At 47.9% G+C, this 26,348-nt stretch carries 30 protein-coding genes and 2 pseudogenes; 26 read left to right on the top strand and 6 right to left on the bottom strand.

What is annotated here, in order from left to right; all coding sequences use genetic code 11:
• The first annotated feature begins 53 nt into the window (after positions 1-53).
• From PLA01S_RS07375 to PLA01S_RS07355, 5 genes are all read left to right on the top strand, one after another.
• Complete coding sequence (locus PLA01S_RS07375) at positions 54-749, top strand: response regulator transcription factor (RefSeq protein ID WP_127591238.1); 696 nt, start codon at positions 54-56, stop codon at positions 747-749.
• Complete coding sequence (locus tag PLA01S_RS07370) at positions 746-2,281, top strand: sensor histidine kinase (RefSeq protein WP_127591236.1); 1,536 nt, start codon at positions 746-748, stop codon at positions 2,279-2,281. Before PLA01S_RS07375 ends, PLA01S_RS07370 begins: the two co-directional genes overlap by 4 nt.
• 174 nt (positions 2,282-2,455) lie before the next feature.
• Entirely contained in the window at positions 2,456-3,664 is a 1,209-nt protein-coding gene (locus tag PLA01S_RS07365; protein ID WP_127591234.1) for a WD40 repeat domain-containing protein, read from the top strand.
• A gap of 72 nt (positions 3,665-3,736) precedes the next feature.
• Positions 3,737-4,426, top strand: coding sequence for a stalk domain-containing protein (locus tag PLA01S_RS07360; protein ID WP_127591232.1), 690 nt, complete (start codon positions 3,737-3,739; stop codon positions 4,424-4,426).
• 299 nt (positions 4,427-4,725) lie between these two features.
• Positions 4,726-5,625: a phosphotransferase family protein gene (locus PLA01S_RS07355; RefSeq protein WP_127591230.1), complete on the top strand. Its 900-nt coding sequence runs from the start codon at positions 4,726-4,728 to the stop codon at positions 5,623-5,625.
• A 53-nt stretch (positions 5,626-5,678) separates the two neighbouring features.
• Here PLA01S_RS07355 and PLA01S_RS07350 read toward each other — a convergent pair whose 3' ends face one another.
• Positions 5,679-5,942, bottom strand: a complete 264-nt coding sequence (locus PLA01S_RS07350; protein ID WP_100538343.1) for a hypothetical protein — start codon at positions 5,940-5,942, stop codon at positions 5,679-5,681.
• A 131-nt stretch (positions 5,943-6,073) separates the two neighbouring features.
• Here PLA01S_RS07350 and PLA01S_RS07345 point away from each other — a divergent pair, with 131 nt between their 5' ends.
• The 5 genes and pseudogenes from PLA01S_RS07345 (at position 6,074) to PLA01S_RS07325 (ending at position 8,472) form a co-directional block, all read left to right on the top strand.
• Positions 6,074-6,457: a nuclear transport factor 2 family protein gene (locus PLA01S_RS07345; RefSeq protein WP_246059381.1), complete on the top strand. Its 384-nt coding sequence runs from the start codon at positions 6,074-6,076 to the stop codon at positions 6,455-6,457.
• A gap of 113 nt (positions 6,458-6,570) precedes the next feature.
• Positions 6,571-7,029 (top strand): annotated as a pseudogene (locus tag PLA01S_RS07340) (GNAT family N-acetyltransferase); the annotation flags it as partial.
• Positions 7,030-7,065: 36 nt separating this feature from the next.
• Positions 7,066-7,491, top strand: a complete 426-nt coding sequence (locus PLA01S_RS07335) for a GNAT family N-acetyltransferase (RefSeq protein WP_127591720.1) — start codon at positions 7,066-7,068, stop codon at positions 7,489-7,491.
• 39 nt (positions 7,492-7,530) lie between these two features.
• Positions 7,531-7,974 (top strand): GNAT family N-acetyltransferase, encoded by a 444-nt coding sequence (locus tag PLA01S_RS07330; protein ID WP_127591228.1) that lies wholly within the window; start codon positions 7,531-7,533, stop codon positions 7,972-7,974.
• Between the two features lie 39 nt (positions 7,975-8,013).
• On the top strand, positions 8,014-8,472 hold the full coding sequence (locus tag PLA01S_RS07325) for an NUDIX domain-containing protein (protein WP_127591225.1): 459 nt from the start codon (positions 8,014-8,016) through the stop codon (positions 8,470-8,472).
• Between the two features lie 71 nt (positions 8,473-8,543).
• Here PLA01S_RS07325 and PLA01S_RS07320 read toward each other — a convergent pair whose 3' ends face one another.
• Positions 8,544-9,752, bottom strand: coding sequence for an S-layer homology domain-containing protein (locus tag PLA01S_RS07320; protein ID WP_127591223.1), 1,209 nt, complete (start codon positions 9,750-9,752; stop codon positions 8,544-8,546).
• 303 nt (positions 9,753-10,055) lie between these two features.
• Here PLA01S_RS07320 and PLA01S_RS07315 point away from each other — a divergent pair, with 303 nt between their 5' ends.
• Both PLA01S_RS07315 and PLA01S_RS07310 read left to right on the top strand, forming a co-directional pair.
• On the top strand, positions 10,056-10,733 hold the full coding sequence (locus tag PLA01S_RS07315; RefSeq protein WP_127591221.1) for a class I SAM-dependent methyltransferase: 678 nt from the start codon (positions 10,056-10,058) through the stop codon (positions 10,731-10,733).
• Positions 10,734-10,773: 40 nt separating this feature from the next.
• Positions 10,774-11,247 carry a DinB family protein gene (locus PLA01S_RS07310; protein WP_127591219.1) on the top strand — a complete coding sequence of 158 codons (474 nt, stop codon included), beginning with the start codon at positions 10,774-10,776 and terminating at the stop codon, positions 11,245-11,247.
• 54 nt (positions 11,248-11,301) lie between these two features.
• Here the strand turns inward: PLA01S_RS07310 and PLA01S_RS07305 are convergent, their stop codons facing one another.
• A complete protein-coding gene (locus PLA01S_RS07305; RefSeq protein ID WP_127591217.1) occupies positions 11,302-12,786 on the bottom strand; it encodes an endonuclease/exonuclease/phosphatase family protein in 1,485 nt (494 codons plus the stop codon).
• A gap of 178 nt (positions 12,787-12,964) precedes the next feature.
• On the opposite strand from PLA01S_RS07305, the gene PLA01S_RS07300 reads away from it, so the two are divergent.
• From PLA01S_RS07300 to PLA01S_RS07250, 12 genes are all read left to right on the top strand, one after another.
• The gene (locus PLA01S_RS07300) at positions 12,965-13,366 is read left to right on the top strand and encodes a hypothetical protein (protein WP_246059380.1); all 402 of its coding nucleotides are present in this window, start codon (positions 12,965-12,967) and stop codon (positions 13,364-13,366) included.
• 160 nt (positions 13,367-13,526) lie between these two features.
• On the top strand, positions 13,527-13,907 hold the full coding sequence (locus tag PLA01S_RS07295; protein WP_246059379.1) for an NUDIX domain-containing protein: 381 nt from the start codon (positions 13,527-13,529) through the stop codon (positions 13,905-13,907).
• Positions 13,908-14,156: 249 nt separating this feature from the next.
• A complete protein-coding gene (locus PLA01S_RS07290; protein ID WP_246059378.1) occupies positions 14,157-14,696 on the top strand; it encodes a YfiT family bacillithiol transferase in 540 nt (179 codons plus the stop codon).
• Positions 14,697-14,702: 6 nt separating this feature from the next.
• Positions 14,703-15,143 (top strand): NUDIX hydrolase, encoded by a 441-nt coding sequence (locus PLA01S_RS07285; protein WP_127591213.1) that lies wholly within the window; start codon positions 14,703-14,705, stop codon positions 15,141-15,143.
• A 39-nt stretch (positions 15,144-15,182) separates the two neighbouring features.
• A complete protein-coding gene (locus tag PLA01S_RS07280; protein WP_127591211.1) occupies positions 15,183-15,650 on the top strand; it encodes an NUDIX domain-containing protein in 468 nt (155 codons plus the stop codon).
• Between the two features lie 17 nt (positions 15,651-15,667).
• A complete protein-coding gene (locus PLA01S_RS07275) occupies positions 15,668-16,354 on the top strand; it encodes an HAD family hydrolase (RefSeq protein WP_127591209.1) in 687 nt (228 codons plus the stop codon).
• Positions 16,355-16,390: 36 nt separating this feature from the next.
• Positions 16,391-16,807, top strand: coding sequence for an alpha/beta fold hydrolase (locus PLA01S_RS32460; RefSeq protein ID WP_246059377.1), 417 nt, complete (start codon positions 16,391-16,393; stop codon positions 16,805-16,807).
• A gap of 27 nt (positions 16,808-16,834) precedes the next feature.
• Positions 16,835-17,272: an alpha/beta fold hydrolase gene (locus PLA01S_RS32455; protein ID WP_246059376.1), complete on the top strand. Its 438-nt coding sequence runs from the start codon at positions 16,835-16,837 to the stop codon at positions 17,270-17,272.
• 23 nt (positions 17,273-17,295) lie between these two features.
• A complete protein-coding gene (locus tag PLA01S_RS07265) occupies positions 17,296-17,802 on the top strand; it encodes a hypothetical protein (protein ID WP_246059403.1) in 507 nt (168 codons plus the stop codon).
• 21 nt (positions 17,803-17,823) lie between these two features.
• On the top strand, positions 17,824-18,510 hold the full coding sequence (locus tag PLA01S_RS07260; RefSeq protein WP_127591205.1) for a class I SAM-dependent methyltransferase: 687 nt from the start codon (positions 17,824-17,826) through the stop codon (positions 18,508-18,510).
• A 22-nt stretch (positions 18,511-18,532) separates the two neighbouring features.
• Positions 18,533-18,799, top strand: a complete 267-nt coding sequence (locus PLA01S_RS07255) for a hypothetical protein (protein WP_127591203.1) — start codon at positions 18,533-18,535, stop codon at positions 18,797-18,799.
• Positions 18,800-18,961: 162 nt separating this feature from the next.
• Entirely contained in the window at positions 18,962-19,438 is a 477-nt protein-coding gene (locus PLA01S_RS07250) for a GNAT family protein (RefSeq protein WP_127591201.1), read from the top strand.
• Between the two features lie 382 nt (positions 19,439-19,820).
• Here PLA01S_RS07250 and PLA01S_RS07245 read toward each other — a convergent pair whose 3' ends face one another.
• The 3 genes and pseudogenes from PLA01S_RS07245 to PLA01S_RS07235 form a co-directional block, all read right to left on the bottom strand.
• Complete coding sequence (locus PLA01S_RS07245; RefSeq protein WP_127591199.1) at positions 19,821-20,219, bottom strand: SRPBCC family protein; 399 nt, start codon at positions 20,217-20,219, stop codon at positions 19,821-19,823.
• Positions 20,216-20,545 (bottom strand): ArsR/SmtB family transcription factor, encoded by a 330-nt coding sequence (locus PLA01S_RS07240; protein WP_127591197.1) that lies wholly within the window; start codon positions 20,543-20,545, stop codon positions 20,216-20,218. The genes PLA01S_RS07245 and PLA01S_RS07240 overlap by 4 nt, the downstream gene beginning before the upstream one ends.
• Before the next feature lie 230 nt (positions 20,546-20,775).
• Positions 20,776-21,154, bottom strand: a pseudogene (locus tag PLA01S_RS07235) (FAD-dependent oxidoreductase); the annotation flags it as partial.
• 419 nt (positions 21,155-21,573) lie between these two features.
• Between PLA01S_RS07235 and PLA01S_RS07230 the strand changes: the two are divergent.
• Positions 21,574-23,634, top strand: a complete 2,061-nt coding sequence (locus PLA01S_RS07230) for an alpha-galactosidase (protein WP_127591195.1) — start codon at positions 21,574-21,576, stop codon at positions 23,632-23,634.
• Positions 23,635-23,654: 20 nt separating this feature from the next.
• The gene (locus PLA01S_RS07225; protein ID WP_127591193.1) at positions 23,655-26,264 is read left to right on the top strand and encodes a carbohydrate-binding protein; all 2,610 of its coding nucleotides are present in this window, start codon (positions 23,655-23,657) and stop codon (positions 26,262-26,264) included.
• Positions 26,265-26,348 lie beyond the last annotated feature (84 nt).

Below are 26,348 nucleotides of genomic sequence, written 5' to 3'. Positions count from 1 at the left end.
CCATCATGGAATTAGCAAATGTGTAATCGGCCAACAAAGGAGTCGTATCTGCGATGACCAAGGTACTTGTAGTAGATGATGAGATCAGTATCTCAAGCGCAGTCGCTTATGCGCTGCGAAGGGAAGGATATACGGTTGAGACGGCGGGGGATGGGCAGGAAGCGCTGGAGCGTGTGGTGTCGTTTGATCCTGACGTGATGGTGCTCGATGTCATGATGCCGAAGCTTAGCGGGTACGATGTTTGTCGCAAGCTCGAGGATCGGCAGCGCCCCGCCATTCTGCTGTTGACGGTGAAGGACGATATTGTGGATAAGGTGCTTGGGTTGGAGCTTGGTGCCGATGATTATATGACGAAGCCCTTTGATATGCGGGAAATCATCGCCAGGGTAAAAGCATTGTCCCGAAGAAACCGTACTCCTGAAGCAGTCGGGAAGCAAGCCCCGGAACAGCATGTGATCCGGATAGCCGGACTTACCATGAACCTGTTAAATCGCACCATTCACGCGGAAGGAAAGCCCCTTGAGCTGACGCCGAAGGAGTTTGACCTTATGGCTCTCCTGGCGCGAAATCCGGAGCGGGTATATTCGCGCGAGGCTTTGCTTGAACAGGTATGGGATATGGATTTTGCCGGCGGTACGCGTACGGTAGATATTCACGTCCAGAGATTGCGCAAGAAGCTGGGGAACCAGCATGAAGTAATCCAGACCGTGTATGGCATCGGTTATAAAAGCACGGAGATTCCATCATGAGCAAAAGAAAAGTGCGTTTCGGCTTAAAGTGGAAAGTCGCACTTCTTCTGGCCTTGCTGCTGATCGCCGTTGTTGTTGTTCTAAGCGCATTGGTTCTTGCCGGGATACGGGAGGATCAGCGGGTGCGCCTGGAGCAATCCTTCGCCCATGAAGCAGAAGCAGCCAATCTCAGGGTTCATCAGGAATTACTGACGAATCCTCAAACGCAGCCGGATGATTTTATGGAAAATGTCGGTCAACGGCTAGCGGTCGATCTTGGAACCCAGAGCGGCATGCCGGTGACCCTGTATAAGCTGGATGGTACATTTACAGGGACTTCTCTTCCGTTTCAGCCGAAAATGGATGTACAAGACGCGCTTGCACACACGGCGCAAGGGCGTTCCGCCTATATTACCGATGGTGACCAGCTGCTCTATCTTGCCCCGCTTCGGAATATGGATAAGCCGATCGGAACGATTCAATTCCACGCTTCCCTAACTGAGCAGCACGCTTTCTATGACCGAATCCAGAACCTGTTTATCGTGACAGGCCTTGCGGTGCTGGCCGCCGGCTTCCTGATCGGTTTTCTATACGTCTGGCGGCAGGTGCATGTCATCAGCAGGCTGAACCAGGCTGCGCAGAAGATTGGCGAAGGCGTCTATCTTAGCGAGCCGACGGTTAAGCGAAGCGATGAGCTCGGCGAGCTGGCACAAGGCATATATGAAATGAGCGGGCGAATTTCCTCGTCAGTGAGCCAGCTGACGGAGGAGAAGCTGAAGCTGCTGGATGCCATCGAACGGCTGCAGGAGCTGGAACAACAGCAGAAGCAGTTTATCGGGAATATCAGCCATGAGTTAAAGACGCCGCTGACTTCGATACTGGCTTATGCGGATCTGCTTGAAATGTATCGTGACGATCCCGCGCTGCTCGAGGAAGCCAGAGGACAGATCAGCAAGGAAGCACAGCGTCTACACCGCCTGGTAGAGAAGGCGCTTCAGTTATCGTCCATGGATATTTATGAATTCGAAACCCATGCAGAACACATAGACCTCATGCCGATTCTGCAAGAGGCGGCAGCCCGGTTAGAGGCCAAGGCAGAGCAAACTGGCATTACGATCCAATCCTCCCTAACGGAGGGTAAGGTATGGGCCGATCCGGAGAATCTGATGCACATGGTTCTGAATCTGCTGGATAACGGAATTAAATACAATAGGCCCGGCGGGACCGTCACGCTCTCGAACGAAGTGAAGCAGGATGAGCATGGCCATGATCGGATGGTCATTAAGGTAAGCGATACCGGGATCGGAATCCCGGATGATGCCAGAGAACGGATCTTTGATCCGTTTTATACGGTGAGCAGCGACCGCTCCAGGGTTCACGGAGGGACTGGGCTGGGGCTAGCCCTGGTACGCAATTTGGCGGAGAAGCAGCATGGGTCCGTTCAGCTTGCGGAATCCGGTCCCAGCGGTTCTACGTTTGTGATTGTCTTGCCGATGAATCGGCCACAATCGTCAGAGGTTATTTCGACAGAAGAAAGCTCAGACTTTGAATAGGTCTGGGCTTTTTTTAAAATGTGCATCTTTGTTTACAAGTTCGTTACAAGCTCGATATCGTATCGAGATATTTGCATTCTATACTGAGTTCAACAGGGAAAGAGGCGGCATACTTAGACACATTAGCTGCAGCTGCCGAAGCTCCTTGGGGGATATGCATAGGAGGAACCTGTTATGAAAAATAGATTTGGGAAGTATGGGTTCAAGTTGCTGTCTGTTGTTGCTGTTGCTGCAGCCCTGACGGCCTGCCAGTCCCAGGATCGGTTGACGATTGTGGAACCGGGGAACAGTCAAGCCAGCCAGCCGCCTGTATCGAATGCCGGGGGCAAGACACCGGGAGAACGCAAGCTCACGGTCGTTGACGGGGCGAGCGGGCAGGCAGGTCGGGAAGTGGTCGTGAATCAGACCCACCGGATTGCCTCGTCCAACATTGAGGCATGGCTGTCGGAGAATGAGGTCAAGGTGCTTACAACCAAGCTGATCAAGGAAGCGACCGAAACGGAAGAACCGCAGTATGATTATACCTCCGAAGCAGTGAATGTAAGCACAGGTGAGCGGCGTGAGCTGACGAATCATGAAGAGACGCATCCAGGCGAACATCTTGTCAAAGAAGAGATCTCGCCAGACGGTAAATATAGCTTTATACAGAAATGGAGGGATAAGTACACGGCAGACAATTTCATGAAGGATTTGAGTACCGGCAAGAGCATACCGGTAAAAGGGGACAACTACATGGAGATTGGCGGTTGGCTCGATGCGGACACCTATGTTCTCGCGGCAGGCTCCATGAGCGGCAAGGGGGAGATTCGTCTCATTTCCACGGACGGTACTTACACCACCACCGCCATTGAGGACGAGGACGTTGAAGTTTACAACCAATTCGGAGCGAGTAAAGGCCGGATCTATTATACCGATGTGAATCAGGTGCTTAAGGTCGTTGAACCGGGGCAGTCGAAGCCGGTACATCTCATTGAAAATGTTTGGAGCTTCACCATCTCGCCGGACAGCGAGTACATTGCCGTCTCGACAGCTACCAACACAGGAGGGGACCAGAGCAGCGAACTGCTGATCTATGACGCAGCCGGCAGTTTGCAAGGATCTCTTATTGGAAAAGGCAATTTGATCTCATACTTGTCCTGGTCGCCGGATTCCGCAAGATTAGCCTTCGATGTGTATTCAGAGAATGAGAGCGGGATGAACGGCGTGTATGTGTTCGATACGGCTTCCGGGAAAGTAAGCTGGATGGCGCCTTATTATTCAGCGGTGCATCCTGCGGCCCATCCGGTCTATCCGCTGACTTGGAGTCCATCTGGAAAAAGACTGGGAATTACGATTGACGATAAAGAAGATTTAATTGCGACGCATGTCATTGATTTTCAATAGGGGTATATCGTACTTCATACTATTACTCATCGACTTAGAGATGTTGATGAGACAACGAGAGGAATGGATGAAATGAAACAATTAAAAAAATCAATCGTGGCAGTTGCCGTGCTGGGAATGACGTTAACGGGAGCCGCTGGTGTCTATGCTGGAGCAAACCTGGAGAAAATCTCGGCTTACCTGAATCACAGCATCGGCTTCAAAGTGGACGGTACCGTGTATAATACGGGCAAGAAATTGACTCCGATCACGTATCAGAATACGACGTACTTGCCGGTTCGCGCGATTGCCGATGTACTGGATGTACCCGTGCAATACGATGCGAAGAATAACCAGGTGCTGATTGGAAGTAATCCTGGAAACGGTCAGACGATCGAGCTCACCACCGTTAAATATAGCGATGCCCAACTAAAAGAAATCAAAAGCGCATTCGCGAAATTTGATGGTTTCCAAACACCGTATGCACCAAGTCAGATGGTAAAAGGCGATGTGTATCAGAAGACGGGCGCATCGGCAGATGGCGTTAACATGCTGTTCAAACACATGACGGTATATATCTCCCCAAGAGACTACTCTCATGGATATGACAGCAAACCGGTAACTCTGTCCAATGGGACCAAAGCAAAATGGTATACACCGGATGATACGGACATGTTGGGATTTCAGATCAATGACCGGTTCGTGACGATCAGCTCTCCGGATCATTCTTTAAGCAAAGCACAGCTGGAGAAGGTTGCAGTAAGCGTTGCCCAATTGAAATAAGTATAGAGACAAACCAAAAGGAATAGAGATATGGCTTAGATATGAAAAAGGAAAATCGCGGTTCTTACGAGGAAGCTTGCAGGGGAATGGATACCCTGCAAGCTTTTTTCATTATGAAAGGCTATTCGAGAAAAGATATTTCCTGGGCAATCTAATCTGGCAAAAAGCTGGGGAATCGGAAGGGAGTGAAAATTAGGGATGTACGTAATCAATAAATCTTATTATGATAGGTTTACTCGAATTGGCTTACCATTTCGATGTTATATGAAATATGGGATGATATGAAAAGGGGAGCCGCCATGAATAACATACAAAAATTCATTAAAAAATTTAAATTGAATGTGATTCATATGGATGGTGTTCCGGAGTCTTATAGCTCGGAGGTCTACCGGTTAACCCTGTCGAATCAACAACAAGTATATTTAAAGATCCCATTCAATAAGGTGAAGTTATATCGTGAATTTGCTATGTTGCAACGATTGGCTGGGAAGCTGCCTGTTCCAAGAGTCCATCATTATTGGGAAGGAGATGATGAAGTCACCGGCGCATTGCTGTTAGAATCCATTCCCGGCCTACCCATAACAGGCGTTATCCCGGATAAACTTGCCTATGAAATCGGAATTTTGCAAGCGCAAATGCATTCAGTAAACATGCCGGGGTACGGTTACGATACGCCAGACGGATTTTATGGTTTACCCGATAATAATTGGCGTTCCTATATACGTAGGAATTTTGAAAATTGTAAACCAATATGCCTGGACATATTGGAGCAGGGGCTATATGAGAGATGTGTCGCATATTTTGATAAAGCATATTCAAGTCTTCCAGAACCGGATCCTCCATGTGTTGTGCATTTAGATTTTAGACCGGGAAACCTATTGGTTCAAGATCATAAGATTACAGGCATTATTGATTTTGAGAGCTCCAGAGGAGGGTCATCAGAGATTGATTTCACGAAAGTGAATCGATATATCTGGGCGAGGAATCCAGCTACAAGAGAAATATTTGAAGAAGGTTATAACAGCATTAAAACGTTAATTGATCTTAAGCGAACACTGCCCTTTTATTCATTATATGATTCATTTTGTGGGGTGGCATGGTGTGCCAAACGAGGGATTGATAAACACAAGGCGTTTTTAAATGAAAATCTCGATGAATTAAAGAGCATAACAAACTCACTAGATGAATATATAAGATGACCCCGAGAAAAGAGACAAAAAAGAGCAGCGATAATGCTGCTCTTAATCATAGGTTATGCATTACGCTGTAATAACAGATATCCGCTAATATTGGATGTTCTTTGGCGGAATACGATTTTGAAACCTACATCATTATCTAATAAGCAGGCTAAGGCAGTTCTTAGCAATGCATTCGGCGTCAAATCAGCTCGGCAAGGAGAAGCATCGCCAATGACACGGGCAGCAACGATTCTACGCGCGGAGCCCGCAACAAGAGGGTTTCTTGACCAGCTGATTAATACTAAATCCGGTTGAGGAACAGCGCGGACACGCCCCATTCGATTCACCTCTTTTACTATAGTAGAGTCAGTATATTAAATGACAAGTTGATGAGAAGTGTGCAAAGCAAAAAGCGGAGTTTTACAAAATTAGAGTTGTAACCTAAAACGGACAAAAGGGGATATGTAATGTGAATCCTATAAAAATGAAGGACATGATCGAAGAGTATGTGAGGCTCTACAATTCTTTTGATGTCGAGGGGATGGTAGCTCTTCTGCATAAGGATATTGAATTCAGAAATAGTTCTAGCGGATCGGTGGATGTGGAGACAAAAGGAATCGGGAAATTTCGAGAAATAGCCGAACAGTCCAAGTCGTTATTCTCCTATCGCTGTCAGACTATCGTTGGTTATTCGTTTGAAGATGACAAAGCTCAGGTTGAGATTGACTACGAGGGTATTCTCGCTAAGGATCTGCCCAACGGTATGAAGGCCGGCGATAGAATTCAAATGAAGGGAAATTCCGTATTTGCGTTTAGAGACGATAAGGTAGCAGTGATAGAGGATTATAGTTGATTGGGCTGGATGTATTTTGGAAGAGTTTATATAAAGTCGTTTAATTCCAGGAATATCGCAACTCCATATGGTATTATTTGGTTTAATGTACGCTCGCTTGGGAGGACGATGATATGGACATAGAGTTAAAGCCGGTCAATCGAAAGAACTGGGAAGAAGCATTGGCACTGCAGGTTTTGGACCCACAGCAGGGGTTTGTGCCAGCGGTAGCTGTATCTCTAGCCAAGATCTACATCAAGCCGGATGGTGAACAAGTCGAATACATTCCTTTTGCGATATATGACGGGAACCGAATGGTCGGATTTATCATGCATGCTTATGAAGTGAATACAACCGATGGTTATTGGATCAACGGCTTTTTAATAGATGCAAAAGAACAGGGCAAAGGATATGGCAGAGCAGCTATACTCCAGATGATTACATGGATCCAAAGCCAATTTCCACAATGTGAAGAAATACGCCTGACCGTACATAAGGATAACCGGATAGCGAAAACCTTGTACAGCAATCTAGGTTTTGCGGAAACGGGAAACTGGTTTGGCGATGAGGAAGTTCTGAAGCTGGATGTTCTATCAAATCAAGAAGTTAAGAGAAGGGAGCGTGACGAAATGTCGCAGATCAACATCCATCGAAGCAGTTCTGAAGAAGCGCAAACGGTACGGACGAATTTGATTAAATTTAATGCACAGTTTATCGCAGAAGATTTGCAGCAGAATTACAAGGAGATCAACTTACATATAAAAGATGAGAATGATGAAATCGCAGGCGGTATCAACAGTGTATTTTGCTGGAATTGGATTGAGGTCGATATTCTATGGGTCGATGATCGATTCCGGGGGCGGGGATACGGCTCAAGAATGCTACAGGAGATCGAGAGGATCGCAAGAGAAAAGCAGTGCACATTCATCAAGCTCAATACCTTCAGCTTTCAAGCGCCGGTATTCTACCGTAAACATGGATTTCAAGAGATAACTCGTATTGACGATGCCCCAAGGGGACATCAGCATTATTACTTTATTAAGTATTTGGAGTAGGCGAGTGTTAAAACCAACAACCATCCGAAGGAGCTTGACATGATTAGACTGCAACCCGTTGATAAGGATAATTGGACCGAATGCATTAAACTGAAAGCGAAACCGGAGCAAGAAGGCTTTATTGCCTCTAATCTATATTCGATTGCCCAGTTTCAATTTCTTGAACATTTTGTAGCGATGGCGATTTATGATGGTCAGACGATGATCGGATTCGCGTTGTATGGCTTGGACTCCGATGACGGGAACTATTGGATATACCGTTTCATGATCGACGGGCATTATCAAGGGAAGGGATATGGTAAAGAAGCACTTCGAATCATAATCGAAGAAATCCGGAACAAGCATGACCGGACGGATGTCCTCATGCTAAGTTTTGATCCGAAGAACGAGCTGGCAAGACAGCTTTACGTCAAAGCGGGTTTTGAGGAAATCGGCGTGATGCCGTGGTCTATGGGGGAATCCGTAGCGAAGCTGATGCTGTAAACCCTCAGCCTATATGTATGTGGAGAGGATTATGCTGATATGAAAATCATCGTGACTGGCGGCGCCATCATCCGGGATCATCAAGGGCGCATTTTGCTTCAGAGACGATCGGACTATGGAAACTGGGGTCTTCCCGGCGGCGGTATGGAGGCCGGAGAGTCCGTTGAAGAGACGATGAGACGGGAAGTGCTCGAAGAAACGGGGCTGGTCGTCCGCGATTATGAACTCTATGCGGTCTATAGCGGGCCAAGAATGCAGTATCGATATCCGGACGGAAACGAAGTCGTGTTTGTCATGTTTATTTTTAATGTAACGGTGGATTTGGAAGGGAAGACGGAGGAGCAAGGCAGAGTACTTATACATCACGATGTGAACAACGAGTCGTTGCAGTTGGAATTCAAGGCATTGCATGAGATTGATGTAGAGGATATTAGCTCCGTTCAAAGGCCGGTATTTGAGGATCTGCGCAGCGGGACGACAAGCATTTTAAGAACTTGAAGTAACTAGTGCCATGACAAAAGGGAGTGCAAACTGTATCCAACAGTTGTGCACTCCCTTTATTAGCCTAACTAGAGATCAGTCTCATACCCTAATAATTGAGTAAAGTCTTGAAATGTATCAGCGTAATAATACATAACTTTAATGTTATTATTCTCATCGGTGGCTTTCTGACCCTTGCTTCGGATGATGGGAATGAACTCCGCATAGGATGCGCCATTCAAGGTTATACGAACAGGCTGCTTAGGGTTGCTTAATTGTTCGTAAGTATAAAAGGAAGGCTCCCCGTTCACGTTGATCTGCAAGTCGATTTTCTCTGAAGCCTTCACGGCCAGATAGAATTCCGGTACGGAATCGGGATTCACTAAAGCAAAGTCAGCAACCGGACTTTCTCCGTGCCCTGATGGGGAACCCGCATAGATAAAGTTTCTTGTGCCATTCGGAATGAGATCATCTGCCGATGGTTCCTGGACATAGTCGCTGTCCTCATAATAATCGTAAATACGATGCAGGACGACTGCGGTTTCGGCTAACGTTACCTTTTGATTCGGACGAAAATACCCTTTCGCGTCGGGTTTCATGATGCCGGCCTCGGCAAAGCCGAGCAGGGCATAAGCTTTGACGTAATCGAGATCGGAGGCTAAGGAAGGCCCCCATTTTTTGTCTTGCATCAATCCGATTTCGGGTGCCAACGGCTGATAGGCATACTTCCATTGTTCATATTGCTTGTAGGAATTGAAATATCTCTTGGGGAGATCTTTAATCGCCCGCAGTCTCGCAACCTCCTCACCGTCCGATAACTCCAAGGAATATCCAATATCTTCAAACAGCGCATTCAGCGTGATCAATAAGTCCCAGCGAGTCAGCACTTTCTCCGGTATATACTTGAAGGTTTCATTGCCATAATTGATTTTGTCGGCGGCTCCGATTAATCCGTTCGGCGCTGAAGGTATACTGCCGTATACATCCTTAAAGATCTGGTAGGATGGGTGCCCATCAGGGACGCCGGGAATGTTGATATTCTTATCGGCTTCGACCCGGAAATCGGTAAACAACCGGTGAACCATAAGGGTAAGATCGGATTTGGTCACCATCTTGCCTAACGTTTTTGTCCGATACTCCATATTCTCAAAAACCCCATGAGATCTCAGGAAATCAACGGATTCATTGGCCCAGGCATATTTGGCTTGGCTGGATCCCGCCGCGCTTGCCATGGTTGTCATGCACAACGATAGAATAAGAGTTAAAGATAATAAACGACTCCACCTTCTTAGAAACATTTGAATCCCCCTGTATGTAGTTATGTATTGGATTTATATCCCATCATTGTAGACGACAAATTATGACAAAAGCAATTGTTTTTTCTGAATGCTATCGGGAACTTTGAAAGATAAAGGTATGATTTTGATGGATTTTTTTTCAATGTAACCGTTGACATTACGGAACAAAATGGTAATATTTTAAGTCATTAGATATATCGGTTGAATGGGTACCTGTCGGCTTCCATAGAGGATCATGTAACAACAGGTTTCTGTTATCTTGGATGATGAATGTAATGCAGCCTATCAGCGGAGGAGGTAAGTATGGGAATAGCTTGGTATGACATGATCGCACGAAGGAATGGTGGCTACAAAGGAAGAGCGGTGTGTACCGTAGTCGGAAGGTCGGCAGAAGAGGTGTTTGAGGAGCGGTTAGTGGAGATGCTGCCGCAGTTTCATTCGGCGCTGGACGCAGGCTGCGGGCATGGCGAGTTCACGCTCCGGATGTCCAGGCATGCTGAGAACATCATCGGTTTTGACAATTCCGCTGAGATGATCCGAATCTCCCAATCCTTGCTCGAGAGCAGCGGAATCGGGAATGTGGAATTTGTGTATGCCACAACGAAAACCGAGTTGCCCTTTCAAGACGGACAGTTTGATCTCATCTATGACCGCAGAGGGCCCACCTCGATCCTGGAACATCCCAGGATATTAGCTTCAGGCGGCATCATTATCGGCATACATAATGATGTGACTGCCGTTCGAAGGCGATTGTCGGAGAATGGCTACATGAATGTCGAGATTGAGGAGTATAATGAAGCGATTACGTACTTCCCGAATGCCCGAGAATTTGCATTGTTTCTGTCGGATGCGCCGGGAAATCCCGATTTCACCTTGCCGGAATTGAAGGGTGAACTCGAGGCCAAGATGCGGGAGAATCAGATCGACGGGCAGCTTGGAGTCCGTGAACACAAATACATCTGGAAAGCGATGAAGGTGTGACATCAAATCGTTTATCATACCGAAAAAGGAGTGTTGCGTTATGGATCATGAGTTCAACCGGAAGTGGCTGGAGGACAAATTTGAAAACATCCGCAGCCGTACCTTAAAAGTGTTGGTGCAGTTAAACGATGAGCAAGTCAATTGGCGGCCTAACCATTCCAGTCTGAGCATATCGACGTTGATCAGGCACATTGAAGGTAACATTCAAGAGCGGGTCATGAATGGGATTCTACATCAAGACGTTACGCGGAACCGGGAGGAAGAGTTGACGCAGGTATTTGTCAGCCGGGATGATCTGATTCAGATCGTGAAGAACCGGTTTCAATTCCTGATCGATACGGTAAAATCCATGTCGAGCGAGGACTTTGAACAAGTTCAACCGGTACGCGGTAAAGAACGAAGCAATCTCGACATCCTGCATCAATGCGCCACGCATTATTCCGAGCATATGGGTCAAATTTTTTACATCGCGAAGCAGTGTTTGGCTGTTCAATATAAATCCACATCGATTTAATAAAGTAATTCCCCCTTAGATGGCGCTTTCAGCGATCAAGGGGGGATTTTTATTTTACGGTTGACCTGGAGAAGGGACCTGGTTGGTCTCTTTTTTCTGCATAATGCTCGTCAGCGGTTCGGGCTCCAGATACGTGATCGATTCGTTGACTCCGGCATCCAGCTGACCGTTATTGAACTGGACGCCCACAAGATGCGTGCCGGATGGCGACGAAATGCCCAAGGAGCGTCCATTGGTGGAGGTTCCGTTCAGCCCCTGATTGTTCCCCGGCGTGAAGACGGCCAGCAGTTGAGAAGGCGAGAGCTCATCTCCGGAGGCGCTATAGTTGGCAAGGAACTGCTCCAAACTCAGGTCATAACAGCAAGGCTGCTTCTTGATCCAGATCACCTTGGCTTCATTAGGGCGGATGATGGTGTCGGTGCTGAAGCGATCCTTCGTAATGGTCCAGCGATTGGACTTCGATTTATCGAACGGAAGCGCAGGGTCGTAATAGTAGTAGATTTGATATCCTTCCAGGTCGATTTCCCGGTCATTCGGGTTGTAGATCTCCACATAATTGTAATTCCCTTGCTCGTTCGAGTTAGCGACGATCTCAGTGATGTGCAGAGCCGTGGTCAAGGGCAGCTTGGGCACGGTTTCTTCGGTGGTTTTGTTTGCCTTTTGCAGCATGCCTTCCATCATGACGGGATAATGATCGCTCGGATATTGGCCGTCTTCATTGTAGTTGATAATCTCGCTGTGCAGGACATTCCAGTCTTGGTTATGCAGAATCCAGTCAATCCGGTTTCCGCTGCCGCCGCCCGTAGGGTCCTTATAATTATGGAAGGTTCCCAGGTCATCGTTGGTGCGTTTCTTGGCGGTGACATGTCCGTCCGACAACCCGTTGCTTGTAAAAATCGAATACGTATCGCTTCCCGGAACGGTATTGAAATCGCCGGTCACGACCACAGGGATATCCGAGGCAAAGGCCTTCATTTTGTCGACAATGAGTGCGGCGCTCTTCTGCCGGGAAACCTCGGATTGGTGATCCAGATGCGTGTTGACCATATAAAAGGTTTTGCCGTTCTGAAGATCCTGAAAGCGAACCCAGGTTGCCATCCGCGGAATCTGGTTACCCCAACTGGCGGAGCTGATCGTCTGCGGCGTATCGGACAGCCAGAAGTGAGACTGCTCCAAGGGCTTCAATCGCTCCGTATTATAAAAAATCGCCATGTACTCCCCTAAGTTCCCGCCTTCACGTCCGATTCCAATTCGGTCATATCCCGGCAGATCGTTCTCTATATCAACGATTTGCCGGTGAAGTCCTTCCTGCGTCCCGATGACATCCGGTTTATGCTCCAGAATCAGGTTCTTCGTGACAGGGCGGCGCTTCTCCCAAGGTTGACTGTCATTGGCGGCATAACGCAGATTGAAGCTCATCACGCGCAAAGGTCCTGACGATGCTTCGGCCGTGCTTGCCAGTTCGCCGGAAGCGGATAGCGACGCCGACGTCAAAAATGTAAGCATCATGAACAGGCTGGTGATTTTGGGGATTCTCATTAAAGTTCCTCCTTCGTCATGTGCAAGATGATGTTTCTTCTAAAGCGGGTGTTAAGTAGGTTTATCCTGTCCTCCCTTCCTGATTTGCCCATATCATATCTTATTTTTAGCGGGTTGCGTATTTACAATATTTTAGGTTTTTGCTTTCCTTTTGGATATTCGTGGAGGAAATGGTTGAGTGTATCAGGAATATACCATTATGAATCGAGGTGATTATGGTTTGAAGACATTGAATTACAGTTCAATTTTCAGCTCTTTGATTATCGGGATTTCCATCGTTGCGGCGAGTTTTATACTTCAGGGGACTGAGGGTTCAAAGTCTGTGCCAGCTGTTACGGATGAAGCCAACTTGGTGCAATCTGAAAGTCCGTTAATGACTCTTGAACAAACCGCTGAATTCTTGGATCTTACCGAGCACCAGGTGAAGAATATCATCTCCTCCGATAATGCGCAAAGAGGGCAGGGGGCTGCTGCGGGTTCGCCGTTTCCTTATATTGTGGTGCAAAACGAAATCTATATTAGCAAAATGGGGCTTGTCTCATGGCTTGAAGAGGCTACACGGGAAAGAAGGGTATATTGATATTGCGATCATTACGATCTAAGGCCCTGCCGGATTGCACGTTGTGTGTGTTAACGGTAGAATGATGTTAATCAGCCAATATTTCATACAAGAACCCTCCTCGTGTTTACGCCAAAGGTGGGTTCTGTTTGTTTATGATCATGTGCAAAGGAATGTGGATATGACGGAAAATGGAAATGTTCTTGTGGTCAGCGTTACCCTTTTTCAAGGGGATCAAGTGCTCATCATCCAAGAAAATAAACCTTCGGTGCGGGATACCTGGACCTTCCCGGGAGGGCGCATCGAGCCTGGGGAAGCTATGTTTGAGGCGGCTATAAGAGAAGTGAAGGAAGAGACGGGTTATGACGTCCAGTTGACAAGCACTACAGGCGTGTATCCATTTATCAGCAGCTTGAATCACCCTGTTATTATGTTTCATTTTACCGGAGAAGTGGTGGGGGCTCGCTTCAATTGGGAGCTGGCGAGATTAAGGATAGCCGGTGGGTTAAGCTGCCCGATATCCTGGCGGATGACAGCATGGAATTCCGGGATGCTGCCGTGATGAGACAGATTGTGGAGAATCTCAAGAATGGCGTTCAGCACTCGCTTGAATTGTTTCATCCGTCTTTGCTTCTAACTTCAAGCGAATCGCATAATCATATTTCTTAGCGTGTCATTTTGTATTTTTTCTGAATAAAGGAGTGAAAGAGGGATGAGCCTATCGGGATTCCTTTTCGGAGTTTTAATAGAAACACAGATCGTTTGTTGTCTGGATTTGTAGAATACGATGATGTATCGAGGAGGTAAGGAAGTGGCCAGTATCCGTTTTCCCCTGGGTTCCTTTGAGCCGAAGGTGGAGCCGACATTGGAGGAGAGGCAGAGGTTTATACAACAGATACCTTCAATCGTACCGACGCTCCGGCAAATCATAATGAAATGCCCCCTTTCCCAGCTGCATATGCCTTATCGTGAACAAGGGTGGAGCATTCAGCAAATCGTGCACCATCTGGCTGATAACGACATGAACGCATACTTGCGATTTAAACGTGCATTGACCGAGGAGGAGCCGGCGGCAAACTCGTACCGGGAGGATTTATGGGCTGAATTGAGTGATTACACGGAGGTTCCCATTGAGAACTCGCTTACGCTTCTGGAAACACTTCATTTTCGTTTTCTTATCCTGCTTAAGGACTTACAGCCCGAGGATTTCAAAAGAACCATGAGAACTCAAGTGCTCGGCAGCATTACCCTGGATATCGCGCTGCAGCGATTTGTGTGGCACAACCAGCATCATATCGCGCAGATTACATCCATATTAAACCGTGAAAACGCGAAGTTACATAAGGAGTGAGCCCAATTGAGCTGGAGATCCAAGTATGCTTATGGAGGCATTGTGTTCAATCAGAATCAAGAGGTCCTCATGAGAAGTCCGAGCGGCCATTGGGGCGGCTATGTTTGGACCTTCGCCAAAGGCGGTGCTGAATTAAGCGATAGCTCCCCGGAAGAAACCGCAATCCGGGAAGTGTTAGAGGAGACAGGTTATACATGCAGCATTATCGCAGCCATTCCGGGTGAATATGAATCGGGTACATGCGTGACGAAGTATTTTTTGATGAGGCCGGATGTGTGGAGCGCCCATTATGATGGGGAAACGCAGGAAATCAAGTGGGTCAGCGTGGAGCAGGCCCTTGAAATGATAGAATTAACATCAAGCCCAAAAGGTAGGCAGCGCGATACAGATGCTTTAATCAGCGCGATACATACGATGAGGGCATTGATCATAGAGAACAGGTTCTAAATCATCCATTTTGCTTGGAATCCAAAGGAGTTTTCAAATATGGGAATGTCAGATTACTATAAGGATCTAAGAGAAAAGATCGGAGACCAGTTAATATTTATGCCGTCCGTTGCTGGCATTATCCGCAATGATCAGGATTTTATTTTATTTGGAAGAAAGCATCGCGAAGATGTATGGGGACTAGTGGCCGGTGCCATCGAGCTGGGAGAATCCCCTGCAGAGGCAATGGTTCGCGAAGCGAAGGAAGAAACCGGGCTAGATATCGTACCTGAACGAATCCTTGGGGTATATGGTGGAAAAGAACGCCGATATACGTACAGCAACGGACATCAAGTGGAGTACCTCACGATTGTGTTCGAGTGCCGCATCATTTCGGGTGAGTTGGATCGTGAGAATGACGAGTTTGCCGAACTCGTATTCTTTCCAGAGCATCAACTTCCGCCCACGGCTTTAAAATATCCCGAGCATATTTTCATCAAAGCGAATGGAGAGCGGGCTCATTTCTGACAGAAAGCAGGTCCCCTATGACGTTAAAAGCGATAATCTTTGATCTGGATGAGACGTTGACGGACAGAAGGGCTGCCATTGACTCGTTCATTCTGCGATTAATTGCCCGATATTTCCCGGATTCCGATGAAGATACTCAGCTTAGGATAGCCAAGCGATTTAAGGAAGCGGATCATAACGGCTACCGGGATAAGCGGGAGGTGTATGAGATGCTGGTCGAGCATCTTCAGTGGGTGAATCCGCCGACGGCCGATGAATACCTGACATTTTTCAGGGAAGAAATCCCGCTTTGCATCCAGCCGATGGATCAGCTGTTTCCCGTACTGCGTCATTTGAAGTCTAAGGGGCTGAGGCTTGGGATCATCACCAATGGAACCGTCCAAGTTCAAGAGGGGAAGATCCGTCAACTGGGTATACGCAAGTACTTCAATTCCATCGTGATTTCCGAAGAGGTTGGCGTCAAAAAACCGGATCCAAGAATCTATATGAGGGCTTTAGATCTGCTTAACGTACTGCCATCAGAGACGTGGTTCGTCGGCGACCATCCGCATAACGATATCATCGGAGCAGCGCAATGCGGTATCAAACCCATATGGTTTACGCGAGATGGAAGCTGGGACTACTCCGAAGGAGTAAAGCCGTATAGGTCCATACATAAGCTGGAAGAATTGATTCGTATTTATACCGAACACCATAAAAGCTAGCAATGAAGGTAGAGTCCTGTGTCGGAGGTGCATCTATTGAAGCGATTTAAAAGTGATAATGGACAAAAGCTCGTCTATGAATCCTATGACCGCCTGATGGCGGGATGGACGGTACCTTACCAGCAGCATAAAATAACCACCTCGTACGGGATAACTCACGTAATAACGGCAGGTTCATCGGACCTCCCCCCGCTGCTGTTATTGCATGGAACGGGCGATAACGTCGCCATGATGTGGATATATAATGTGGCGGAGTTATCCCGGAAATTCCATATCGTCGCCGTGGATAATATCGGAGGTTCGGGGAAAAGCGAGCCGAACGATCGGTATGCACATGACTTTAATCAGGCAAAATGGTTGGACGAGATCCTTGAAGCTATGAATGTAGATGCAGTCTATATCGCCGGCGTATCCTATGGAGCTTATTTGGCCTACCACTACGCCATCGCGTGACCGGATCGGGTCAAAAAGATTGTATGCTTGGCTGGCGGCATTGCCGGAAGTCAATCTGAGCTGATGGGCAAAATGATGCGGGCTTTTCTGCCGGAAGCCCTGTTCCCTTCAGAACGGAGTGTGCGTAAACTGCTACGCAAGCTGTGCGGCACGAATGTAGATGCATTTGAGAACAACCCGGAGCTGTTGCAACACTGGTTCTATCTGTTGAAGTATTTCAATAATCGGTCCATGATGAAGCATACCATTACCATCCATTCGTCTGCCGACATTCAGGTTATTCGCAGCAAGTCCTTGTTCGTTATTGGCGAGCAAGATTTGCTCAGTTATTATCCGAAGGCGGTTGCCAGACTGGAGGCGAATGGGATGCGTTACCGCATCGTTAATGGCGCGGGTCACGCGATCAATCATGAGATGCCGGAGCTCGTTCATGAAGAGATTACAGGCTTTTGCAGGGAAGCTTGAGGGGAGGGGGATGATCATTGAAGATGAAACGATTCACCTGGCTGTTTATAAGTGCATTAATCTGTCTGCTCGTGGTTCTATTCGGGAATGCGATGACACCTAAACTCGGCACCAGTTCGGGTAATGGCAATCCTGCCATCCTGCTGTTCATCCCTCTGAGCATACTTTTTCTTGTTCTGGTCAATCAATGGATTCGTGTCTTCAAAGATGTGAAGATGTCCCTCAGCTCGTTAAGTTTGTTGATCTTTACCCTGGCTGGCTATATCATAGCGGGTTATGTATATCAGCTCCGAAGACTCGAAATCTATAGACAAATTCAAGCGGAAGCATTCGAATCGGAATATGGTAAAGTCGATTGGGCTCATATCGAATCCATCACGTCCGGTATTTTATCGATCCATATGAATAATCAATTCTTTAATGTAAACACGTACTTCATGATGGTGGCCTTCTCGCTTCTATTGTGTTTCGGGTACAAGTTGATCCAAGGACTCATGAACAGAAGTCAAGGAACCTCTGCGAAGAATTAGCTCAGATAGGAGGAGCATGTTATGTCGACAAACGGGATTTACGATAAGCAGGCCGAAGCTTATGAGGCCATGATTAGCAAGCAGCCTGATTTATCGGGAGTTATTTATGAAAAAAGACCATTCGAGGGGCTGGATGTACTTGACTTGGGGGCAGGATCAGGACGATTATCCATGCTGCTAGCCGGAGACGCCAGATCTTTGATATGTACTGACATAGCGCAGCCGATGCTGGATATTTTGGATGATAAATGTTCTGAAGCCTATGATTCTCGTAATTGGACGACCGTAGTCGCTGATCATCGCAGCCTGCCGATTGATTCATCGAGTGTAGATCTGATCGTATCGGGCTGGAGCATTAGTTATCTGGCCGATTCGAGTCATGACGATTGGCGTGAGAATCTTGAACTTGTCATGACAGAGCTGCAGCGAGTTTTGAGACCAGGCGGGACGATCTTGATTCTAGAAACGAAGGGAACAGGAACGGAGACCCCGAATCCTCCCGATTTCTTAACGGGTTATTACGCACAATTGGAGCATCAATATGGATTTAACCATCAGTGGATTCGAACGGATTATGTTTTTGAAACAGTTGAAGAGGCGCTGCATAACACGGGATTCTTTTTCGGAGAAGAGCTGACGGACAAGATTCAGGCGAACCAATGGTCCACCGTGCCGGAATGCGCGGGGATCTGGTGGAAGCATGTTTAGGCTGGGACGGTGATGTGGCCTCGTGGAACTTCTAATGTATGTGGTCTTGTTTATTCTTAACATTCCGATATACAAGTGGATTTTCAGAAGGGTTTTTGATGATGTGGATGATCTGAAGCAGTCGGTTAAGTATTCGTTTACGCCGGATATCATCTCCTTGTTCCGCAGACGGTTTTGGAAGGATCAATTTGGAGAGCTGAAGCTGTCCGTGTTCTATTTTTGTTGTTTAGGGATCTTTGTCATAGAGTGCGTGGTATTGACCAAAGTGGTCGACGTGATCTTTCAATGAATTAGCTATCATATGTTGAACGGTTACCCACAGCTGAATCTGTGGTAGAATTGCGAAGGACAATAACCCATACACATTCAACTGGAGAAGCAGGGAACGTATGTGAGCCCTGCTTTTTTTGATTTGAAGATGTTTGCTAATGGATCATAAGGAGAATAGAGAATGCCAACGATGATTACAAAGTCATTTGATCATGAAATGCAGCGATGTCTAAGTGAAATTACATCGGCCTATCATGCGGGGGAACTGAGCACGATGGACCTCGCGGAATTACCGGAGGAAATCTACATTATTGAGGCGGAAGATGAGATGGTGGGGTACGGAGTCGTGTGGGAATACGATAACGGGAAGCAGCTCATGCAGAAGGCCGAACAAGATTATTTTAGCGCCGATGAGCGGTATTTAGAGAAGGACTTCTATATTGATGTCAAGAATAAGAAGGATTTTATCTTTATCCAAGCTTTGGATGTACTCAAAGAATTCGAAAACAAAGGATACGCGGCTTTCTTCGTGAACTGGCTCAAAGCGAAGTATCCTAACAAAAGAATGTATGTCTATTCCCTGGATAAATCACGGAATTTCTGGTTCAAGCAGAATTTCGAGATTCTAGGAAGTACGGCATGGATGACCTTCAATTAAGGTATAATTGAGAGCTGAACGGTTGGTCTTCTTATGGATAAGAATAACGGCCGGATATTCTTAGGTAAGAATAGGTCTAACGAAGGGCACCTATCGCAGGTGCCCTTTTTTAATTCGCTATAATTTAGCATAGACCCACGCTACTTCGCAGTCGATCAGGAAGTCGCATCAAGCCCGGCGAATGTATATAGCGATTCAGGCACGAAAGCGGTCAACCCGAATGTCGACAGCTATTTACTCAGCTCTAGCGATCAGGGTGGGTTCCAAGCACAGGCTGCGTGTAAAACTGGGTTGACAATACGGGCTAGGGACTTTGGCGAATCTCGCTGACCATATGCCTGTCATCTTATCTTGATTCGAGTCAAGCAGGGTTAACGCTCTGTTATTGATCCAACACGTTTTCAAACTTGCCGAACCATTCTTTCCAGCCATATCTGGCCCCTTCGAGTCCATGAACATGGGAGAATCCCGTTTGTTCGAGATGAAGGTTAACTTTACCGTCTCCTAAATCTTGCAGCGTCCAGGTGACGGTATGCCGCTCGTCTCCGGTAGCCCAAGAATAGGACAACCGGTTGGGTGGCTCTACGATAAGTACTTCGCCGTCAACGATTCCATCCCAATATTCGGACGGCTCATGGCGAAATTGAAAACGATGTCCAACGATAGGCTTAAAATCATTTTCCGTGATCCACTTTGCTAACTTGCTTGAATCGGTTAAGGCGGCCCATGCCTTCTCGATCGATGTCGTGTACTGAAAATCCATGGATAAGATTAAACTCAATTTTCATCCTCCTCGAACAGCTGGTTCAAGCGCAGCATGTTTGTAGTCCAGTATTTGCTATAGAAAGCCACCCAATCTTGAACTTCTCTAAGCGGATCGGCGTTTAGCCTAAATCGCGTTTCTCTGCCTACTTTCCGGTCGAGCACCAGTCCGGCCTCTTTAAGGATGGTCAAATGTTTGGATACCGCTGTACGGCCCATTGAAAATTCTGCCTTTAGTTCATGAAGCGGTTTCTCCTCTGCCTGTGATAACAGATGAATCAGTTGACGCCTGGTGGGATCTGCAATCGCGTCAAATACATCGCGGGACGGATTATTCTCAATCACGACAACCCTCCTAAAAGTCTAATTTTGTTGTTAGTAATCTAATGATGTGTGAAGGGACCGCCGTTAATTTCACCACCTCTGCCTCATGATTTTATAAGTGAAATTTTCAGATATACCTGGAAATGACGATCACTCGATTAGAGAGTTAGCGTTAATCTCTAATGTCCATTCTAAACTAATACCCAAAAAAGGCATCCATTTTGATATTCCGCTTAGAAATCTGATTACTTTGTGATTCCAATTCCGCCTGCGATCAGAAGCGAAGGACTGTTATCTTGCAAATAAAAAGAACCGACAGGGCCGCTCATCTTAACCTTCATTCCCTGTTTTAATTCTAACAGAGCTTTCTTAAAATCACTGGGATCATCACTGATACGCGTTGTTATTTAACCATATTCTCTGTAGGAGCAGCTGCCAAGCTGAATGGTTTTGTAGGGTTTTTTATGGTCTTATGAGTAATGCTGAACAAACCATATTGCCCGGCCTTCCAGGTTAAATCTTTCTCTCTTTCAAATAGAAAAAATAGACATCCTCTGTTTCTTGGCGGTTTTCTATAAATGATAGTTCTCTCTTCTTGAATATGGAGAACATATCTTGAAAAAAACTCATTGCCCCATCTCCCTCTTGTAACGTCATCGGTAATATTTTTAGATGTTCCCCCATACTTGTCATAAAATAAACTGCGCAATCGCTACATTGGTCATCCTTTAAGTGGAATTGATCCGGGTTCTAAACTATCCAAAAGGTTAGCTTCTAATTGGACACCATTTAGTGATATTTTAATTTTAGGTCACCATTTGGTGTCGTGTCAATGACATATTTAAACTCCATATGAACACGGTCTAGCCCATATTGCATTTTAACAAATGAGTCGCTCCAGATGCGTTATATCCCGATATGGATCGGAAGATCGTTGTATAGTAAGCGCTTTACCCGCCCTTCTATAATGGTAGCAAGCTGTAAAAGGCGCTTGATGCTATAACGGCCTGAATGCAGCACAGATGCACGCAGAAGGAGGCAATCCACAGATGTTAAGAAGCAGTGATACGGCGGTGAACGTGGGGGTGAATGCCGAAACTCAGATTCGCTTGGGGAATGGTCTGGTGGCCATTGAGGTGGATTTGGAAAAAGGCGATTACGCCTACGCAGGCAGCAGGGGATTCGCTCTGAAAGAAGTACGAAGCGGCTTTCGCTGGCAGGGCCGGGAATACCATACGGGACATTACGACCGCCACTATATGACAGGGCAGCCGGAGAAGATCCAAGATCCGTTGGGAACAGGAATCCATGCCGTGATTAAGCATGAATCCGATCTGCTCCCAGGCCTGGAACAGCATTTTTACGTCTATGAGGGAGCTTCATCTTTCATCACAAGGGTCGTCATTGTCGGCGAAGAAGAAATGAAGGTTAACCGCATTGCGGTGGTGAAAACCGATAGCGTATCCAGCGGTAGCGAGACGGTTCCGGGAGAAGCACTGCATGTGCTGCGCGTACCTTATGATAATGACAAATGGGTGCGCTATCTGACGGAGACGGCCCCGCTGGAGACGGAAAGCTACGAAGTGACGGCCTTGTTCCAGCCGGATCGCCGTTATGGATTGATCCTGGGATCGATCAGCCATGAGGTATGGAAGACCGGCATTCGCGTCAAAGGGGAAACTGCAGGTAAGCTGGATGAAGTGGAGCTGTACGCTGGCGCGGCCGACATCATGACCCGAGATTCCCAGCCGCATGGCTATGTAAGAGGAACGCGCGTCGAATCTCCGCTGGTTATGGTAGGGGATTACGACGATTACCGGACAGGACTCGAAGCGTATGGGGAAGCGAATACGAAGGTAGCGCCTGCTCTGAGCTGGGACGGCGGCGTCCCGATCGGCTGGAACAGCTGGTCGGCCGCCATGAGCACGCTGGATTACGACCTCTATGTGGCGACAAGCGATTTTCTGAAGCGGGAGGTTCAGCCGCAGGGCTTTCATAACGAGAATACCCTGTACATTAATTTCGATGCGTTCTGGGATCGCCTGACGCCTGCCGAGATGGAGGATGCCTTGAAAAGGGTCCGCGAGAACGGGCACAAACCCGGTTCATATTGGACGCCGTTTGCTTTCTGGGGAAGTCCGGCTGGGTTCGGGAACCCCGTGGAGGGCACCGATGGGAAGTACACCTATGGCGATATCCTGCTTCGCGACCAGGATGGCGAGATTTTGCCGGATGTTGACGGCGGACTTGCGATTGATCCTACGCATCCCGGGAACCTGGCGCGAATCGATTGGTTCATGGATAAATTCATCTCCGAGGGATTTGAGTATATCAAGCTGGACTTCATGGCTCACGGGGCTCTGGAAGGCAAGCATTATAACCCGGATATTACGACGGGAATCGCTGCGTACAATTACGGCCTGTCGTATCTGACGGATAAACTCTCCCCGGAGCGGATCGGCAGACCGTTCTACATCAACCTGTCGATTGCGCCGCTGTTCCCTTATTCCTATGCGCACAGCCGCAGAATTTCCTGCGATGTGTTCGGAACGATCCAGGATACGGAATATTTGCTGAACTCGCTGACGCACGGGTGGTGGATGAACGATACGCTGTACCGTTTTAACGATCCGGACCATGCCGTAATCTATAAAAGCTTCAATCAGGATTCGACGACCCGCCATGAAGGGCGAAGCCGTCTGACCGCGTCCGTGATCTCGGGAACGGTGCTGCTGCTGGGCGATGACTTCCGGCATGAGGAAGCGGCATGGCGCGCCAAGAACTGGCTGGGAAATGAGGCGATCATCGAGATTGCCAGATTGGGCAGGACCTTTGTGCCCGTAGAAGGGAATCTCGGGAAACAGGCTGCGGATACGTTTGTGCTGACCCATCCAAACGAAGCGGGAACAACGTATATTGCTGTATTTAACTTTGACGGGGCCGAGCCCGTACAGAAGACGGTTTCCTTGGAGCGGTGCGGCCTCGAGGCGCACGCTTCCTATACGGTCCTGGATGTATGGGAAAGCACGACAGGTCAATCGGACGGTACACTCACGGTCGAGCTGGCGCCAGCCGAATCGAAAATCCTGAAATTAAGCCGAAATCAATGAATAGAAGGAGGAGAGGTTCAGTGAGTATTCATCCGTTCAAATTCTTCCAAAAACCATTCATGCTGTTCTTATCGATTCTGTTAGTGGGGTCTGTGCTAGGCAGCTCCTTTGCTTCGGCAGAACCGCAGCAGCCGAGTCAAACGGCCGGAGGCATCCTTTCCTACGAGGCTGAGGCATCTCAGAACACGTTTACCGGCAATGCAGGAGCGGTCGATTGCGGCTTCTGTTCAGGCGGGCAAAAAGCCGGCAATCTGTACGGCGGTTCCACCCTGACGGTCAACGGGATTCAGGCCGATAAGGCCGGTATCTACAATATGAACATGTTCTACATCTCCGGGGATTCCCGCGCGGCTTCGATCTCCGTGAACGGAGCGGAGAAGGAGAATTTCAGTTTTCCGAAAACAGCGGATTGGAACACGATCGGCACTTATCAGATTCAAATTGATTTGAATCAGGGCAGCAACACGATTCTGTTCGATGACGCAGGCGGATACTCGCCCGATTTTGACAAGATTGAGCTGACCTTTGATTCAGCCGGCGATGACGGATCAGGCCCTGATGGAAGCATTGGCGATTTAGGCAAGCAAAAGAAAGCCACGAGTTATGGCTCTATCACCCTAACCGAATATGCCAACGGCTTTAAGGTATCCAATCCGACGTATGAGCTGCTGTACAACACCTCGACCGGGTTGTCGCAATACAATTGGAACGGCAAAGCGGTTGCCAAGGGGTTATACAGCGAGATCCAGCTCGACCGGATGGTTGCAAGTACAGATTATAAACATCATAAATTCTATAAAAATCAGGTGGTCCCATTCCAGGATGCCACCGGCAAGGGCATTAAAGTGACGGTCGTTAATGAGGATGGGGCAATGCCATCGCTCAGCCAAATCTATTACGTCTATGAAGACGGGCCGTATCTGCTTACGGAAACGGTCGCTTCCCATCATTCCGCAATATCTACGGGGAACATTGCACCTATCGCGATGGAAGCGAGAGGCGGCATCGACATCGGCAGCTATGACGATAACCGGGTCCTCGTCGTTCCTTTCGACAATGATGCTTGGTCCAGATACCAAGCGAAGTCGATGAATACCGGCCTCAACAACGGTCTGTATGTCAGCTCTGAGCTGACGGCCATCTATGACAATACGAGTCGGAACGGCCTCGTCATCGGATCGGTGACGCATGACACGTGGAAAACCGGCATCTATTGGAGCGGCTCGAATGACAAATTGAACAAACTGCGCGTATATGGCGGATTTACGTCATCCACCTCCACGTGGGACACGATCCCGCATGGAAAAGTAACGGGCAAGCAGATTGCTTCGCCGAAAATCATGGTCGGCTTTTTCGAGGATTACCGGACCGGGCTGGAGGAGTTTGGCCAGGTGAATGCAGCGATCCAGCCTCCGTTAGCCTTTGGCGAAGACATTCCTGAAGGCGTTCCGGTCGGCTGGAACAGCTGGGGAGCTTATGCCAGCGATTTAAGCTTTGACAAGGCAGTTTCGGTCTCGAATTATGTTAAAGACCAAATTCAGAACCATTCCTTCAACAATGAAGGCGATATCTACATCAATCTCGATTCCTATTGGGATAACATGACGGATCAGCAGCTGACGGATCTGGTTCAGCTCATTCATAGTAATGGACAGAAGGCCGGCATCTATTATTCGCCGTTCGTGTACTGGGGCAACAATATGGAGCAGGAAGTCGAAGGGACGAACGGCAAGTATAAATACGGCGATATCGTGCTGCGCGATATGGACGGCAACGTGCTGCCGACGCTGGACGGCGCTTACGCCGTAGATCCGACACATCCAGGCGTGAAACAGCGGATCGATTATTACATGAATAAGTTCAAGAGCAAGGGCTTTGAATATATCAAAATCGATTTTCTGAGCCACGGAGCAATGGAAGGCAAGCATGATGACGCCAACGTTCAAACCGGCGTCCAGGCCTACAATCAAGGGATGGCTTACCTGAATGAAGTGCTGGACGGCTCCATGTTCATCAGCGCTTCCATCGCGCCGCTGTTCCCTAGCCAATATGCGCACAGCCGCCGCATCTCGTGCGATATCGACGGAAGTATCGGCAGCACGGAATACCAGCTGAACAATCTCACGTACGGCTGGTGGCAGAACGGAACGATCTATCATTATACCGATCCGGACTATATGCACTTAACCAAAGGCGGATCGATCGAAGGCGCGCAGTCGCGCGTCAATGCGGCCGCAATCTCCGGCACGGTCTTCCTGAATTCGGATGACGTAACCGATGCGACGGCACGGCAGTACATGGAAACGCTGCTGACGAATCCGGAAGTGAACGGGCTTGCCATGAAGGGCAAGGCGTTCCGGCCGGTAGAAGGCAACACGGGCACGCAGGCAGCGAACGTATTCGTGCTGGACGATCAAGGAACCCGCTATGTAGCCGTATTTAACTATACGCAAAATGCGGCACAGCACACCGTGGATCTCGTTCGAGCCGGTATCGCTTCGGAAGGGGCGGCGTCCTATACGGTGACGGATGTATGGAGCGGCCAATCTCAGACGGTGTCTGGCTCTTCGCTGGATGTGACGCTAAAAGCGGCCGAATCCAAGCTTTATAAAATCGTCCCTAATCCATAACAAGAAGTCATCGATTCATCATGTACAACTGCAAGTTCATCGCGGTTCTCGGCTCCACCCGGGAATCGCGATTTCTTGCTTTTG

This window comes from Paenibacillus lautus NBRC 15380 (assembly GCF_004000945.1).
GTDB classification, from domain to species: domain Bacteria; phylum Bacillota; class Bacilli; order Paenibacillales; family Paenibacillaceae; genus Paenibacillus_AQ; species Paenibacillus_AQ lautus.
Note: the sequence above shows the minus strand (reverse complement) of the source record. Positions and strands in the feature narration are given on the sequence as shown.